This is a genomic window from Streptomyces sp. NPDC002573, from assembly GCF_042889625.1.
Taxonomy (GTDB): domain Bacteria; phylum Actinomycetota; class Actinomycetes; order Streptomycetales; family Streptomycetaceae; genus Streptomyces; species Streptomyces gibsoniae.
In genome coordinates this window covers 59108-74690 of record NZ_JBIARC010000002.1, presented here as the reverse complement: position 1 = coordinate 74690, position 15583 = coordinate 59108, and the positions used below count along the sequence as shown (strand labels likewise).

General features: G+C 70.4%; 13 protein-coding genes. 5 read left to right on the top strand and 8 right to left on the bottom strand.

Features of this window, described 5'->3' with window-relative positions:
- The first annotated feature begins 248 nt into the window (after positions 1-248).
- Both ACFYX0_RS02465 and ACFYX0_RS02460 read left to right on the top strand, forming a co-directional pair.
- A complete protein-coding gene (locus ACFYX0_RS02465; RefSeq protein WP_388965459.1) occupies positions 249-1253 on the top strand; it encodes a TerC/Alx family metal homeostasis membrane protein in 1005 nt (334 codons plus the stop codon).
- Positions 1254-1391: 138 nt separating this feature from the next.
- Positions 1392-2492: a calcium:proton antiporter gene (locus ACFYX0_RS02460; RefSeq protein WP_388965456.1), complete on the top strand. Its 1101-nt coding sequence runs from the start codon at positions 1392-1394 to the stop codon at positions 2490-2492.
- Between the two features lie 63 nt (positions 2493-2555).
- On the opposite strand, the gene ACFYX0_RS02455 is transcribed toward ACFYX0_RS02460, so the two are convergent.
- A complete protein-coding gene (locus ACFYX0_RS02455; RefSeq protein WP_388965913.1) occupies positions 2556-3827 on the bottom strand; it encodes an MFS transporter in 1272 nt (423 codons plus the stop codon).
- Between the two features lie 230 nt (positions 3828-4057).
- Between ACFYX0_RS02455 and aroQ the strand changes: the two genes are divergently transcribed.
- Both aroQ and ACFYX0_RS02445 read left to right on the top strand, forming a co-directional pair.
- Positions 4058-4531: a type II 3-dehydroquinate dehydratase gene (aroQ, locus tag ACFYX0_RS02450; RefSeq protein ID WP_388965453.1), complete on the top strand. Its 474-nt coding sequence runs from the start codon at positions 4058-4060 to the stop codon at positions 4529-4531.
- Positions 4532-4599: 68 nt separating this feature from the next.
- A complete protein-coding gene (locus ACFYX0_RS02445) occupies positions 4600-5775 on the top strand; it encodes an ankyrin repeat domain-containing protein (protein ID WP_388965451.1) in 1176 nt (391 codons plus the stop codon).
- A 45-nt stretch (positions 5776-5820) separates the two neighbouring features.
- Here the strand turns inward: ACFYX0_RS02445 and ACFYX0_RS02440 are convergent, their stop codons facing one another.
- The 5 genes from ACFYX0_RS02440 to ACFYX0_RS02420 form a co-directional block, all read right to left on the bottom strand.
- Complete coding sequence (locus ACFYX0_RS02440; RefSeq protein WP_388965910.1) at positions 5821-6549, bottom strand: amino acid ABC transporter ATP-binding protein; 729 nt, start codon at positions 6547-6549, stop codon at positions 5821-5823.
- A gap of 65 nt (positions 6550-6614) precedes the next feature.
- Positions 6615-7553, bottom strand: coding sequence for an amino acid ABC transporter permease (locus ACFYX0_RS02435; RefSeq protein ID WP_388965448.1), 939 nt, complete (start codon positions 7551-7553; stop codon positions 6615-6617).
- Entirely contained in the window at positions 7550-8434 is an 885-nt protein-coding gene (locus ACFYX0_RS02430) for an ABC transporter substrate-binding protein (protein ID WP_388965446.1), read from the bottom strand. The genes ACFYX0_RS02435 and ACFYX0_RS02430 overlap by 4 nt, the downstream gene beginning before the upstream one ends.
- Before the next feature lie 312 nt (positions 8435-8746).
- Positions 8747-9403, bottom strand: a complete 657-nt coding sequence (locus ACFYX0_RS02425; RefSeq protein ID WP_311697097.1) for an MBL fold metallo-hydrolase — start codon at positions 9401-9403, stop codon at positions 8747-8749.
- 43 nt (positions 9404-9446) lie between these two features.
- A complete protein-coding gene (locus ACFYX0_RS02420) occupies positions 9447-10133 on the bottom strand; it encodes a maleylpyruvate isomerase family mycothiol-dependent enzyme (RefSeq protein WP_388965444.1) in 687 nt (228 codons plus the stop codon).
- Positions 10134-10357: 224 nt separating this feature from the next.
- Here ACFYX0_RS02420 and uvrA point away from each other — a divergent pair, with 224 nt between their 5' ends.
- Complete coding sequence (gene uvrA / locus ACFYX0_RS02415) at positions 10358-13411, top strand: excinuclease ABC subunit UvrA (RefSeq protein WP_388965441.1); 3054 nt, start codon at positions 10358-10360, stop codon at positions 13409-13411.
- Between the two features lie 72 nt (positions 13412-13483).
- On the opposite strand, the gene ACFYX0_RS02410 is transcribed toward uvrA, so the two are convergent.
- Both ACFYX0_RS02410 and ACFYX0_RS02405 read right to left on the bottom strand, forming a co-directional pair.
- The gene (locus ACFYX0_RS02410) at positions 13484-14395 is read right to left on the bottom strand and encodes a carbohydrate kinase (RefSeq protein WP_388965438.1); all 912 of its coding nucleotides are present in this window, start codon (positions 14393-14395) and stop codon (positions 13484-13486) included.
- On the bottom strand, positions 14392-15480 hold the full coding sequence (locus ACFYX0_RS02405; protein WP_388965435.1) for a LacI family DNA-binding transcriptional regulator: 1089 nt from the start codon (positions 15478-15480) through the stop codon (positions 14392-14394). The genes ACFYX0_RS02410 and ACFYX0_RS02405 overlap by 4 nt, the downstream gene beginning before the upstream one ends.
- Positions 15481-15583 lie beyond the last annotated feature (103 nt).

Here is a 15583-nt window from a genome sequence, read left to right as displayed (position 1 = left end):
CTGAGCTGCGAATTTGGATCTTTCTTTACTTTTCTCTTTACCTTTCCTTGGTGGTTGGGGTACTGTCTTTCCCACGGAGGGGAGTACTCCCTATCTGCTGCGGCGCACCCGTCAGTACGGATCAGGCCAGATCCCGGGGCGTCGGCCCGCGGAGACCGGACGCATCACGCGCCCCGGGATCCTCGGGTGGAAGAGACCTCCGGTAGCGACGACGCTGAAATCCGCCGTGACGTACTGCCGGAGGCGCAGTGAATGTTTCCCTGACCCTGTGGGTCCTGACGATCGTGGGCCTCGCGGCCCTCATCGCGGTCGACTTCTTCATCGGCCGCAAACCGCACGACGTGTCGATCACGGAAGCCGGCATCTGGACGATCGTCTGGATCGCCCTGGCCGGACTGTTCGGCCTGGGTCTGCTCGTCTTCGGGGGCGGACAGCCGGCCGGAGAATTCTTCGCCGGTTTCATCACCGAGAAATCGCTCAGCGTCGACAATCTCTTCGTCTTCGTCCTGATCATGGCGAAGTTCGCGGTGCCCTCGCAGTACCAGCAGCGCGTGCTCCTCGTCGGCGTGCTCATGGCCCTGGTCCTGCGCGCCGCGTTCATCGCCGCGGGCGCCGCGATCCTCGGGTCCTTCTCCTGGGTCTTCTATCTCTTCGGCGCGTTCCTCATCTGGACCGCCTGGAAGCTGATCCAGGAGGCCAGGACCAGCACGGAGGAAGAGGAGGAGTACGAGGAGAACAAGCTGCTGAAGGCAGTCGAGCGCCGCTTCGGGGTGGCCGACCGGTATCACGGCACCAAGCTGTGGATCCAGCAGAACGGCAAGCGGGTCATGACGCCGATGCTGGTCGTGATGCTGGCGATCGGCACCACGGACGTGCTCTTCGCCCTCGACTCCATCCCCGCCATCTTCGGCCTGACCCAGGATCCGTACATCGTCTTCACGGCCAACGCGTTCGCGCTGATGGGCCTGCGGCAGCTGTACTTCCTCATCGGCGGCCTGCTCAAGAAGCTGGTCCACCTCTCCTACGGCCTGTCGGTCATCCTCGGCTTCATCGGGGTCAAGCTGGTGCTGCACGCGCTCCACGAGTCCGGTGTGCACGTCCCCGAGATCTCCATACCGGTCTCCCTGGGCGTCATCTGTGCCGTGCTGGCCGTCACGACGATCACCAGCCTGACGGCCTCCAGGAGACGGGAGGCGGTCGAGGCGGTGGACAAGGGCGGCGAGCGCGCACGGAAGGACAGTGTCGAGACGTGATGAGCCCACGAGACCGAAGCAGTCGGCCGGCAGGGACGCGCGACGCGGCACCGCGCATCCCCACCGCGGGCGTCGGGCGGCGCGGTGGGGGCCTGACCCGGAATGCGGGCCCTGTACGGGTCTGCGACGGTCGTTAGCATGGTCGTCCGGTTCCGATCACTCGCGGCACGCTGGCCGGCCGTCGTGCCGGTGGCCGCGGTGGGGCTGCTGGCCCTCACCTGGGGACGGGCTCTGCCCGGCGGGGTCGTAGTCCTGGTGACGGTGATCCTCGCGGGATCCGTCCTGGCGGCGGTCCACCACGCCGAAGTGATCGCGCACCGGGTCGGTGAGCCCTTCGGGTCGCTCGTCCTCGCCATCGCGGTCACGGTCATCGAGGTCGCCCTGATCGTCACCCTCATGGCCGACGGCGGAGCCAAGAGCGCGACTCTGGCCCGCGACACGGTCTTCGCGGCGGTGATGATCACCTGCAACGGCGTCGTCGGCGCGAGCCTCCTGGTGGCCTCGCTGCGCCACCGGATCGCGGTCTTCAACCCTGAGGGGACCGGAGCCGCGCTCGCCACCGTCGCGACCCTGGCGACCCTCAGCCTGGTTCTGCCGGGGTTCACCACGAGCAAGCCCGGTCCGCAGTTCTCCCCGGCCCAGCTCACCTTCGCCGCGCTCTCCTCGCTCATCCTGTACGGGCTCTTCGTGACCACCCAGACGGTGCGCCACCGGGACTACTTCCTCCCGATCACCCGGCAGGGAGAGGTGATCCACGCGGACGACCACGCCGGCGCGCCGTCCGCCCGTGCCGCCGCCCTCAGTCTGGGCCTGCTCACGATGGCCCTCATCGGGGTCGTCGGACTCGCCAAGGGTGTCTCGCCCGCCATCGAGTCCGGTGTGGCGGCGGCGGGCATGCCGCAGTCCGTCGTCGGGGTGGTGATCGCACTGCTGGTGCTGCTGCCGGAGACCATCGCGGCCCTGCGGTCGGCACGCCGCGACCGGGTCCAGACGAGCCTGAACCTGGCCCTCGGTTCGGCGATGGCCAGTATCGGCCTGACCATTCCCGCCGTCGCGCTCGCGTCCGTGTGGCTGTCCGGACCGCTCCTCCTCGGCCTCGGCCCGCTGCACATGGTGCTGCTCGCGCTGACGGTGGTGGTGAGTTCGCTGACCGTGGTGCCCGGGCGTGCCACGCCACTGCAGGGCGGTGTGCACCTCGTGCTGTTCGGGGCGTATCTGGAGCTGGCGGTGAGCCCGTAGACGGCCCGGCGCCCACGACCGGCGGACAGGCCGGCATACGGGCGCCGCTGGGCTCTCGTCCGCTCAGCCGGGCGCTGGTTCCGTCACCGGGACGGGCCCGGGAGCGGTCTCCGGCAGCAGCGCGAAGCACCCCAGGCTGACCAGGGCCACGGCCGTCAGATAGGCGCCGACCCCCCAGGGCACCCGGCCCCCGTACCCGGCCAGCGTCGTGGCCACGATCGGAGTGAGGGCGCCGCCGAGCACCCCTCCGAGGTTGTAGCCCACGGCAGCGCCCGTGCACCGCACTCGGGGTTCGTACAACTCCGGCAGATACGCGGCGGTCACGGCGAACATCGTGATGAAGGCGAGCATCGCTCCCAGGAACCCCAGGAACATCAGCACAGCCTCGCCCGTGGCCAGCAGCGCGACCATCGGGAACATCCATAGGGCGACCCCGGTGCACCCGGTGAGGCACAGGGACCGCCGCCCATAGCGGTCCCCCAGGAGGGCCGCGAGGGGCGTCAGGGCGCCCTGCACCAGGACGGTGGCCATGACGCACGCCAGCATGACCGGACGGCTCACGCCGAGCCGCTCCGTCGCGTACGCCAGGGACCAGGTCGTCACGGAGTAGAAGACCGCGTACCCGATCGCGAGGGCACCGGCCGTGAGCAGCACCAGCCTCCAGTGGACACGCACCACCTCGGCGAGCGGCAGGCGCGCGTGGTCGTCGATCTCCAGGAAGAGCGGACTCTCCGTCACCGAGGAGCGCAGCCACAGACCCGCTGCCGCCAGGAGCCCCGCCGCCCAGAAGGGGATCCGCCATCCCCAGGAGGCGAACTGCGCGTCCGACAGCGTCGTCGACAGCCACAGCACCATGCCATTGGCCAGGACGAACCCCAGTGAGGGGCCCACCTGGGGAAAGCTTGCCCACAGGGCGCGTCGTCCGGGCGGCGCGTGCTCCATGGTGAGCAGCACCGCGCCGCCCCACTCCCCGCCGAGCCCGAGCCCCTGCAGAAAGCGCAGTACCAGAAGGAGCACGGGCGCGGCCGTGCCGATCGTGCCGTACGTCGGCAGACAGCCGACCGCCACCGTCGTGGCGCCGGTCAGAATCAGGGAGGCGATGAGAACCGGCCGTCGTCCGCGCCGGTCCCCCATGTGCCCGAACAGCACCGAGCCGAGCGGACGGGCCAGAAAGCCCACCCCGAAGGTGCCGAAGGCCGCCAGCGTGCCCCCCAGCGGCGAGAAGGTCGGAAAGAACAGAGGCCCCAGGACCAGGGCGGCGGCGGTCCCGTAGACGAAGAAGTCGTAGAACTCGATGGCGGTCCCCGCCAGGGAGGCGGCCGCGAGCCGCAGCAGGGAAGGCGCCCTCACATTGCGTGCATGGTGCATGCCGCTTCAATTACCCAACATGATCGGCGGCTACGGGGGCGCATGGGGGCTCGGTGCACGACGTGACAGGAGAGGGCGTACGCCCGGGGCCGTGGGGTGATCAGTACGCCGCGGTGATGCGCCGGGCGGTCGTGATAGACCGGGGGCTGAGCAACGGTCCTGCGTGGACCGGTGGATCCGAACCGACCGGAGGAACCGTGCCCCGTACCCTCGCCAACGCCCCGATCATGGTCCTCAACGGCCCCAATCTGAACCTCCTCGGACAGCGTCAGCCGGAGATCTACGGCTCCGACACGCTCGCGGACGTCGAGGCGCTGTGCGTGAAGACGGCGGCCGCCCACGGAGGCACGGTGGATTTCCGGCAGTCCAACCACGAGGGCGAACTGGTGGCCTGGATCCAGGAGGCGCGGCTGAACCACGCGGGGATCGTGATCAATCCCGCCGCCTACTCGCACACCTCCGTCGCGATCCTGGACGCGCTCAACACCTGTGACGGACTGCCGGTCGTGGAGGTGCACATCTCCAACATCCACCAGCGCGAGCAGTTCCGGCACCACTCGTACGTCTCCCTGCGCGCCGACGGCGTCATCGCCGGGTGCGGTGTGCAGGGCTACGCCTTCGCGGTGGAGCGGGTCGCGACGCTCGCGGGGGCGCGACGCACGGAGGTGTGACGCCCCGTCACCGGGCCTGAGCGGAGATGTTCAGTCCGGTTGTCAGTGGCGGGTGCCACGCTCAACTCATGAACTTCTTCGACGGACCGGCCGCGCCGGAACCCCCGGGCCGGGCGCGGTCCCAGAGCGAGCAGGGCTTCCTCGTCGCCACAGGGCCGGGGGAGATCGTCACCACCGTCGTCGGTCCCGCCGGGCGCGCCGACGACGGGCCGGCCGATCCGGCGCGCCCCGATCCCGACCGCGACGACTGGGAGAGGATCACCCACGACGGCTGGCGGGACCTCGGCCTCATCAGAGCACGGCTGGCCCGGGGCGCCGATCCCGTCGCGCTGCTGGAATCCTGGAGCGGCGAGACTCCGTTGCACCTCGCCGCGCGGCACGGTTCGCCCGAGGTCGTCGTGGAGTTCCTGCGCCGAGTCGAGGACGTGGACATCCCCGCGGCCGTCGGCCGGACCCCGCTGTGGGACGCGGTCTGCCATGGCGCGCGGGAGGCCGTGGAACTGCTGCTCGCCGCGGGCGCGGACGCGTGGGGCCCGCGTATGGGCGGACGCTCCCCAGGCAGGCTGGCGCTCACCACCGCACTCGCCCCGTTCTTCGAGGGACTACCGAACGCGGTGGCGCTCACCGCCGAGGAGCGCGCGGCCCAGGAGGACGCCGACCGCAGAGCCGCCGTCTTCCACGACGTTCACACCGAGGGAGCCTCGTTCGCGTTCGTGGCCGGGCTCGACGAGGAGACGGCGATACGACGGCTGGGCGCCGGCCCGGTCCTCACGGCCGCACCGGACCCCGACGCGGAGTCGGGCCCGTGCGGTGCGGGACCCGACGGCTTCGACCCCTACGAGGACGAGCTCGGACGTTTCGTGGGGGTGACCGGCGTGCCGGGCGGCTGTGTGCTCGTCCAGCCCCCGGGCTACAGGGTAAGCACGGAAGCGGTGCTCGACGCGCTGTCCCCCGGCACCACCGCGTACGGACTCTACTTCAACCCCAAGGGAGGCACTTTCGGCCGGTTCTCGCGCGACGGCCACTGCGAGCCGCACGAGGAGATCGGGCTCATCCGGGGCGACGCGTCCGACCTGCACTGGCTGTACCGCTTCTGGCAGTGGGACAGAGCGGGGCTGTGGGACGCAAGCGAGCTGGCGTACGCCTCGCACAGGGGTGGAGTGCGCCTGACCGACCAGTACGCGGTCGCGAGGCCGCCGCGGCGGTGGGCGGAGATACCGGAGGGCAGCCCGCTGTTGGCCTGAGGCCGGGTGGCGAGGCCGGACGCCCGGAGTTCGGGCACCCGTGCCTCAGAGCCGCCTCGCCTCCACGATCCGACTCAGAAAGCGCCGGGTGCGCTCCTGCCGAGGATCGCCGAAGACCTGCTCGGCCGTGCCGCGTTCCAGGACCACGCCGCCGTCCAGGAAGCAGACCTGGTCCGCGACCTCACGGGCGAAGCCCATCTCATGGGTGGCCAGCACCATGGTCATGCCCTCGTCCTTCAGGTCCCGGACGACGGCGAGGACCTCGCCGACGAGCTCCGGGTCGAGGGCGGCGGTGATCTCGTCCAGGAGCAGCAGCCGGGGGCGTACGGCCAACGCGCGTGCGATCGCCACCCGTTGCTGCTGGCCGCCGCTCAGCCGGTCCGGATACTCGCCCGCCCTGCTCCCGAGCCCGAGGCGGTCCAGCAACCCTCGAGCGTGCTCCTCGGCGGTGACGCGGTCCACGCCGTGCACCCGGCGCGGGGCGAGGGTGATGTTCTCCAGCACGGTCATGTGCGGGAAGAGGTTGTAGGCCTGGAAGACCACGCCGATCCGGCGGCGTACTGCGTCCTGATCGATCCGTGGGTCGGTGATCTCCTCGCCGTCCAGCCAGATGACGCCGTCGTCGATGTCCTCGAGGAGGTTCGTACAGCGCAGCAGCGTCGACTTGCCGGAGCCGGAGGCGCCGATCAGCGCCGTCACCGAGTGCGGTGCGACCTCCAGATCGACGTCCCGCAGGACGACCGAGCCGCCGAAGGTCTTGCGCACCGACTCCATGCGCAGCACGGGCGACCCGGGGGACTCGGAGTCCTCGGCGGGGCCGTCCGAGGGGAGGATGTCGCTCACAGGTTCCCTCCCTGCGCCCGCTGCCGGTCCATCCGGGCGGTCACCCAGTCCGTGAAGCGGGTCATGGGGATGGTCAGCGCCACGAAGACGAGCCCCGCGACGATGTACGGCGTGTAGTTGAGACTGCGGCCCACGATGATGTCCGCGGCCCGCACCGCGTCCACCGCACCGCCGATCGAGACGAGCCCGGTGTCCTTCTGCAGCGACACCAGATCGTTGAGCAGGGGCGGCACCTGACGCCGTACGGCCTGCGGAAGCACGACGTGGCGCAGCGCCTGACGGTTGGTGAGACCGAGGGAGCGGGCCGCGGCGCGCTGCGAGGGGTGGACCGACTCGATACCGGCGCGGAACACCTCGGCGACGTACGCGGAATACGTCAGGGTGAGCGCCGTGCCGCCGAGCAGGACCGGGTCCACGGTCACGCCCTGCAGGCGCAGCGCGGGCACGCCCAGCACCACGATCATCAGGTTGATGATCAGGGGCAGTCCGCGGAAGAAGTCTGTGTAGGCGGCGGCCAGCACGCGCAGCGGGAAGAACACCGGCCCGCGCAGGGTGCGGGCGACCGCGATCAGCATGCCGAGGACCAGGACGGCGACCCCGCACACCAGCAGCAGACGGATGTTGAGCCACACACCGTCGAGGACCTTCGGGAGGGCCTCGCGCGCGTAACGCGCGCTGAAGAACGTCTCCTTGGTGCGCGGCCAGCCCGGCGCGTCGACGACGATCAGATAGAGGACGGCGCCGGTGACGAGGGTCGACACGGCGGCGACGGCGGTGGCGCGGCGGGCGCGGGCACGCTTGTACCGCTCGCGCTCGATCCGCCGCTCGGAGGGGACGTATGCGCCGTCTCCGCCGCCCCTGTCCGCCGTGTCGTCCGTGACCGACCGGCCGTGCTTGCCGGATCCGTCCCCGGACTCCTCCTCGGTGACGGTCACTTGAGCACCGGGGCGTCGACGGCGTCGGACAGCCACTGCTTCTCGAGCCTGGCCAGGGTGCCGTCCTTGCGCAGGGCGTCCACGGCGGAGGTCACGCACGGAGTGAGCGCGCTGCCCTTGTCCAGGACGAGCCCGAACTGCTCCGGAGTGCCGCCCTGGTTCTCGAACTGACCGACGATCCTCGCGTCGGTGACCTCGGCCGCGGTGATGTAGAAGGCGGTCGGCAGATCGGTGACGATCGCGTCGACCTGACCGTTCTTCAGGGCGGACTTGGCCTGGTCGTTCTTGGCGTACGCGGCCGACTGCCGGGTCGGCTTCACCACGTCGGTGATGTAGTCGAGGCTGGTGGTGCCGACCTGGGCGCCCAGCCTGAGAGCCCTCAGATCCGCGATGCTCTTCGCCTGCGCGGCCTTGGACCCCTTCAGGGCGATGACGGCCTGGCGGACGTCGTAGTAGCCGGACGAGAAGTCCACGGCCTGCTTGCGTTCGGTGCTGATCGAGACCTGGTTGATGTCGAAGTCGAAGGTCTTCTCACCGGGCGCGAAGGCCTTGTTGAAGGGGACGGACTGCCAGACCACGGCGCTCTTGCCGTAGCCGAGCCGCCCCGCCACCGCGTAGGCCACCGCCGACTCGAAGCCCTTGCCGTCGGACGGCTTGTCCTCCTTGAACCAGGGTTCGTACGCGGGCTCGTCGGTCGCGATCGTCAGCTTTCCCGAGATCTTGGTGGCCAACTTGCCCTGCGCACAGGTGCCTGCGGCCGTTCCGGAAGCCGTGGCGGAAGCGTTGCCCTCCGGCTGCGGGGCGCATCCCACTGCGAGGGCGAGCAGGGCGACGGTGGCGCCGGACGCGGCGCGGCGCAGAGCGCGTTGGACACGGTGCATGGCGGGAGAGTGGCAGCGCCGCACACTGCTTGTCGAGGTCACGCGGGCAACTGTCCGTATGGTGGGAACGAGTGTTGCAGCGGTGTGAACGCTCAGGCGGTGGGCGAGCGCCGGGGCCGCCGGCCGAGGGCGGGAGACGAGGGACCGGCGGCCCGTGCCGCGCAGGAGCCGTCGTCCTGAGCGGGGCTGCGCTTCAGTTGACCGCATCGACGTGTGCGCCGGGAGCGCGCGCGGGGGACCGGCGTGTGCGAACGGTTCACACGGGGCGCGTGCGCCCGGCCTTGCGTGCCGGGCGCGTTGCGGGATTGGCGTTCACCACCCGCGTGCGTGCCACTCCGGCAGGTGCGGACGCTCGTCGCCCAGTGTGGTGTCGTTGCCGTGCCCGGGGTAGACCCAGGTCTCGTCGGGAAGCACGTCGAAGATCTTCGTCTCGACGTCGTGGATCAGGCTCGCGAAGGCCTTGGGGTCCTTGTGCGTGTTGCCCACGCCACCCGGGAAGAGGCAGTCGCCGGTGAACACATGGGGGTGTCCGTGCGGGTCGTCGTAGACGAGGGCGATCGAGCCCGGCGTGTGGCCCACGAGGTGGCGCGCCGTCAGCTCCACGTGTCCCACCCGGATCGTGTCGCCGTCGTCGACCGACACGTTCGTCGGTACGGGGATGCCCTCGGCGTCGTCCCGGCCCGCGTACGTCCGTGCGCCCGTGGCCGCCACGACCTCGGCGAGCGCCTGCCAGTGGTCCCCGTGCCGGTGCGTGGTGACGACGGACGCGATGCCGTCGTCACCGATCATGCCGATGAGCGTCCTGGCGTCGTTGGCCGCGTCGATCAGCAGTTGCTCGTCCGTGGCCCGGCAGCGCAGCAGATAGGCGTTGTTGTCCATCGGGCCGACCGCGATCTTGGTGATCATCAGGTCTTTGAGCTCGTGCACATCCGCCGGGCCGCCGACCGTCACCTGTCCGCTGTACGTCATGGCGGCAGCCTATAGCGGTGACAGGGCCCAGGGGGGCGTCGGGCTACAACGGCGGAAGCGTCGGCAGCGGCCCGCCCTCGACGCGCAGCGTGGCACCGTCGTGGCGGCCCGCGAGCCAGCCGAGCAGTACCGGCGCGGGTCCGTGGACCGTGACCTCGGGCTCGGCCGCCTCCCGGCCCATGCTCCACGCGCGCGTGCCGTCCGTGACACGCGTGTGCGGCACCTCCGAGAGCCCGGTGAACCGTTCGGTCAGGAAGACGATCTCGCGCTCGGCGAACTCCGCCGACAGATCCTGAAGCTCGTAGCCGATGCCTAGGTCCACGTGGTGCAGCTCGACCTCGACCCACCGCCGGAACGGCACCCGGGCCGCCACGTCGGTGACGCCGTTGCGCAGCTCCACCGTGCGCGACCAGTCCGCCGGCGCGTCCGCGGTCTTCTGGAACCGCTCCCCGCTCGCGCGCAGGTCGGCGAGCTGGGCGTCCAGGGGGCGCGGGGCGTCCCGCTCGATGTCGGCGTCCCGTGCCTCGCCGGAGACGTACATCGGACGCCCCTCCAGTACGTTCACGAGGGCGTCGGCGTTGCGGGAGACATGGGCGAGGACATGGCCCCGGGTCCAGCCGGGCAGCCGTGACGACTCGGCGACCGCCGCGTTGTCCAGTTCGGTGACTGCGGCGAGAAGTCGCTCGGTGGCGTCATGTACAGACGCCAGGTCGCGCGCGTGATCCATCATGGGCCCGACCCTAGCCCGGCCACTCCTTCGGGTGAAGGAGGCGGACTCCGGCCGCAAATCGAATGCACGTGCTATATGGTCGAGTGCGACGTCGGGCATGCTGGATGGCCGGGGATTGTTATCAACCCAGGAATCCGACCGGCGTTGTCAGTGGCTCCCCCTAGTCTGGGAAAGCAGCGGGGGTCCCGCCCCTGTCGCTTCTCTCAAGAAAGGTGCGGACCGGCGTGGCCGACCGTCTCATCGTCCGTGGCGCGCGCGAGCACAATCTGAAGAATGTCTCGCTCGACCTGCCGCGCGACTCGCTCATCGTCTTCACGGGCCTGTCGGGGTCGGGCAAGTCCTCGCTGGCCTTCGACACGATCTTCGCCGAGGGTCAGCGGCGCTACGTGGAGTCACTGTCCTCGTACGCCCGGCAGTTCCTCGGCCAGATGGACAAGCCGGACGTCGACTTCATCGAGGGCCTCTCGCCGGCGGTCTCGATCGACCAGAAGTCGACCTCGCGCAACCCGCGCTCGACGGTCGGCACGATCACCGAGGTCTACGACTACCTGCGACTGCTGTTCGCGCGCATCGGCAAGCCGCACTGCCCCGAGTGCCACCGCCCGATCTCCCGCCAGTCGCCGCAGGCCATCGTCGACAGGGTCCTCGAGCTGCCGGAGGGCAGCCGCTTCCAGGTGCTGTCGCCACTGGTGCGGGAGCGCAAGGGAGAGTTCGTCGACCTCTTCGCCGACCTCCAGACCAAGGGGTACAGCCGTGCCCGGGTGGACGGCGAGACGATCCAGCTGACAAATCCTCCCACGCTGAAGAAGCAGGAGAAGCACACCATCGAGGTGGTCGTCGACCGCCTCACGGTCAAGGACTCCGCCAAGCGCCGTCTCACCGACTCCGTGGAGACCGCGCTCGGACTGTCCGGCGGCATGGTCGTGCTCGACTTCGTCGACCTCCCCGAGGACGACCCCGAGCGCGAGCGCATGTACTCGGAGCACCTGTACTGCCCGTACGACGACCTATCCTTCGAGGAGCTGGAGCCCCGCTCCTTCTCCTTCAACTCGCCCTTCGGCGCCTGCCCCGAGTGCACCGGCATCGGCACGCGCATGGAGGTCGACCCGGAGCTGATCGTCCCGGACGAGGAGAAGACCCTCGACGAGGGCGCCATCCACCCCTGGTCGCACGGGCACACCAAGGACTACTTCGGCCGTCTCATCGGCGCCCTCGCGGACGCGCTCGGCTTCCGGACCGACATCCCCTTCGCGGGCCTGCCGCAGCGCGCCAAGAAGGCCCTGCTCTACGGCCACAAGACGCAGATCGAGGTCCGCTACCGCAACCGGTACGGCCGCGAGCGCGTGTACACGACGCCCTTCGAAGGTGCCGTCCCCTTTGTAAAGCGCCGCCACAGCGAGGCCGAGAGCGACGCCAGCCGGGAGCGCTTCGAGGGCTATATGCGCGAGGTGCCCTGCCCCACCTGTAAGGGAACCCGGCTCAAGCCGGTCGTCCTCGCGGTCACGATCATGGACAAGTCGATCGCCGAGATCTCCGCGATGTCGATCAGCGACTGCGCGGACTTCCTGGGCGAGCTCAAGCTCGACGCCCGTGACAAGAAGATCGCCGAGCGGGTCCTCAAGGAGGTCAACGAACGGCTGCGGTTCCTGGTCGACGTCGGCCTGGACTATCTGTCGCTGAACCGCGCGGCCGGCACCCTCTCCGGCGGTGAGGCCCAGCGCATCCGCCTGGCCACCCAGATCGGCTCCGGACTCGTCGGCGTCCTGTACGTCCTCGACGAGCCCTCGATCGGCCTGCACCAGCGCGACAACCACCGGCTGATCGAGACCCTGGTCCGCCTCCGCGACATGGGCAACACGCTCATCGTCGTCGAGCACGACGAGGACACCATCAAGGTCGCCGACTGGGTCGTCGACATCGGCCCCGGCGCGGGCGAGCACGGCGGTAAGGTCGTGCACAGCGGCTCCCTGAAGGAGCTGCTGGCCAACGACGAGTCGCAGACCGGACAGTACCTCTCGGGCAAGAAGTCGATCCCGCTGCCCGACATCCGGCGCCCGCGCGACCCGTCGCGTCGTCTCACGGTGCACGGCGCCCGGGAGAACAACCTCCAGGACATCGACGTGTCCTTCCCGCTGGGCGTGTTCACGGCCGTCACCGGTGTGTCCGGCTCCGGAAAGTCGACCCTGGTCAACGACATCCTCTACACCCACCTCGCCCGCGAGCTGAACGGCGCGAGGAACGTCCCCGGGCGGCACACGCGCGTGGACGGCGACGATCTCGTCGACAAGGTCGTGCATGTCGACCAGTCGCCCATCGGCCGCACCCCGCGGTCGAACCCGGCGACGTACACCGGAGTCTTCGACCACATCCGCAAGCTGTTCGCCGAGACCACCGAGGCGAAGGTCCGGGGCTACCAGCCGGGCCGCTTCTCCTTCAACGTCAAGGGCGGCCGCTGCGAGAACTGCGCGGGCGACGGCACCATCAAGATCGAGATGAACTTCCTCCCGGACGTCTACGTCCCGTGCGAGGTCTGCCACGGTGCCCGGTACAACCGGGAGACCCTGGAGGTCCACTACAAGGGCAAGTCCATCTCCGAGGTCCTGAACATGCCGATCGAGGAGGCCATGCACTTCTTCGAGGCGGTGCCCGCAATCTCCCGCCATCTGAAGACGCTGCACGACGTCGGTCTCGGCTATGTCCGCCTCGGTCAGTCCGCGACCACCCTGTCCGGTGGTGAGGCCCAGCGGGTGAAGCTCGCCAGCGAGCTGCAGAAGCGGTCCACCGGACGCACGGTCTACGTGCTGGACGAGCCGACCACCGGTCTGCACTTCGAGGACATCAGCAAGCTGCTCACGGTGCTCGGCGGACTGGTCGACAAGGGCAACACGGTCATCGTCATCGAGCACAACCTCGACGTCATCAAGACCGCCGACTGGGTCGTCGACATGGGCCCCGAGGGCGGCGCCGGCGGCGGTCTCGTGGTCGCCGAGGGCACGCCCGAAGAGGTCGCGGGGGAGCCGGCCAGCCACACCGGCAAGTTCCTGCGCGAGATCCTCGGCGCGGACCGCGTCAGCGACGCGGCCTCGGTCAAGGCGCCGCGCAAGGCGGCGGCCAAGGCGGTCGCGGCCACGTCGACGGCCAGGAAGACGGCGACGGCCCGGACGGCGAAGAAGACCGCGCCGGCCAAGACCGTCAACAACACGGCGACCAAGAAGGCCGTGGGCGCCACGAAGAAGGCGGCACCCGCGAAGAAGACCACGCGGGCACGCAAGGCCTGAACCCGCCTGAACCCTGTGTGACCCGGCGCCCCGCGGAACTCCCCGCGGGGCGCCGCGCGTGGGACGGGCGGGCTACGAGGCGGTCAGCTCGGACGCGTACGGCGGTTCCGCGCCGGCCTGCGAGCAGGTGATCGCCGCGGCACGGGCCGCGAAGCGCAGCAGCTCACGCCAGTCGTCGGGGTCCAGGGCGGCGGCCGCCTCCGGGGAGAGGGCGTAGTGCGCGGCCAGGCCGTGCAGCAGCGCCGCGTTCACCGTGTCCCCGGCCCCGATGGTGTCCACGACCTCGACCGGCACCCCTGGCACGGAATGCTGCGCCCCGTCGCGGGTGAAGACCGTCATCCCGTCGCTCCCGTGGGTGATCACCACCGCGGTGGGACCGGAGGTCAGCCATTCCTGCGGGGTGCCGCCCAGCCACTGAGCGTCCTCGGCGGAGAGCTTGAGCAGGGACACCGACGGCAGCCAGCTCTTGAAGCGGGCCCGGTAGGCGTCGGGGTCCGGGATCAGGCCCGCGCGGATGTTCGGGTCGAGGGCGGTGAACACGCCCTGGGCGGCGGCGCGGCGCATCAGCTCCTCGTAGGCGCTCGCCCCCGGTTCCAGGACGAGGGAGCAGGTGCCGAACGAGACCGCCCGCGTGCCCGGCGGCAGGCGTTCCGGTGCCGTGAACAGCCGGTCGGCGCTGCCGTCGACGTAGAAGGAGTACGCGGCCGAGCCGTGGTCGTCGATGGTGGCGACGGCCAGGGTGGTCGGCTCGGGGCCCCGCTGCACCGCCGACACGTCCACGCCCGCCGCGCGCAGCCCGTCGAGCAGGGCCTCTCCGAAGGAGTCGGAGGACAGACGGGAGCAGAAGGCCGTCGGGGAGCCGAGCCGGCCGAGGGCCACGGCGGTGTTGTAGGGGCCGCCGCCGAGCGCCGGCCGCAACGGTGCGAGGGCGCCCGCATCCTGCGGGACCAGGTCGATCAGGGCCTCACCGGCGACGACGATCACGAGACGGTTCCCTTCTCGGAATGGGTGTCGGGGCAGCCGCACGAGGTGCGGTGGACGAAGGTGCAGGGGAGCCGCACGGTGCGGGAGGGACGGTCCGGCGCGTCGAGACGCTCCAGGAGCAGCCGCACGGCCTCCGCGCCGATCTCCTTGCTGGGCTGGGCGACGGCGGTGAGCCGGGGCGAGAACAGTTCGGCCCAGGCGAAGTCGTCGAAACAGACGAGTGCCAGGTCGTCCGGTACGGACAGTCCGTGATCGCGCAGCGCCCGCAGCGCTCCGATGGTCATCGCGTTGTTGGCGGTGACCAGGGCCGTGGGCCGTGCGGCGAGCGACAGCAGGGCGGCCGTGGCGCGCCGGGCGCCCTCCGCCGCGGAGTCACCGTGAACGACCAGCCGCTCGTCGTGGGGGAGCCCGGCGGCCGCGAGACCGTGCCGGTACCCGTTGATCCGCTCGGTCGTGGTGCTGAACCCGGGCAGACCCGCGACCAGGCCGATCCGCCGGTGGCCGAGTCCGGCGAGATGGGTGACCAGGCTAGCCATGGGGGCGGCGTTCTCGGCGCAGATCTGGTCGAAGCGGAAGGGGGCGCGGGTGTCCTCGTCCTCGGCGGGGGCGCCCGCGGTGTCCTCAAGCGCAGGGGCAGGGGAGACCAGGCGGTCGAGGAACACCGTCGGGACGCGGTGGCGCGCGAGGAGGGCGAGGAGCCCGCGCGGGTCCGCGGAGGGGGCGACGATCACGCCGTCGACCCGGCGCTCGTGCAGGAGCCGGACGACCTCGCGCTCGTGCTCCGGGTCGTCGTGCGGATCGGCGATGAGCAGGCCGTAGCCGTGCTCCCGGGCGCGGGCCTCGACACCCTGGAGGATCTCGGTGAAGTACGGATTGCTGATGGCCGACACGGCGAGCCCGATGGACCGGGTGCGCGAGGTCACCAGGGAGCGGGCGAGCGTGTTCGGGGTGTAGCCGAGCTCGTCGATGGCGTCCAGGACGGCCTGGCGGGTGTGGGGCAGCACCGGGCGGGTGTCGTTCAGCACATGGGAGACGGTCGCGACGGACACACCCGCGCTCCGTGCGACATCGGCCATCGTTGCCAAGCTGTCCCCCTTCTCGGGCCGTCAGGGCGGGAACGTATCCCATTCCGCGGCCGACGTAAACGCTTACGCGAGCGTTTACGTCCGGGTCCGATGCCGAGCACCG

Coding starts and splice junctions, on each gene's coding strand:
- ACFYX0_RS02460 (WP_388965456.1), top strand. CDS start 1,392: ATGGTCGTCCGGTTCCGATCACTCGCGGCACGCTGGCCGGCCGTCGTG.
- ACFYX0_RS02445 (WP_388965451.1), top strand. CDS start 4,600: ATGAACTTCTTCGACGGACCGGCCGCGCCGGAACCCCCGGGCCGGGCG.
- ACFYX0_RS02440 (WP_388965910.1), bottom strand. CDS start 6,549: ATGGAGTCGGTGCGCAAGACCTTCGGCGGCTCGGTCGTCCTGCGGGAC.
- ACFYX0_RS02430 (WP_388965446.1), bottom strand. CDS start 8,434: ATGCACCGTGTCCAACGCGCTCTGCGCCGCGCCGCGTCCGGCGCCACC.
- ACFYX0_RS02425 (WP_311697097.1), bottom strand. CDS start 9,403: ATGACGTACAGCGGACAGGTGACGGTCGGCGGCCCGGCGGATGTGCAC.
- ACFYX0_RS02420 (WP_388965444.1), bottom strand. CDS start 10,133: ATGATGGATCACGCGCGCGACCTGGCGTCTGTACATGACGCCACCGAG.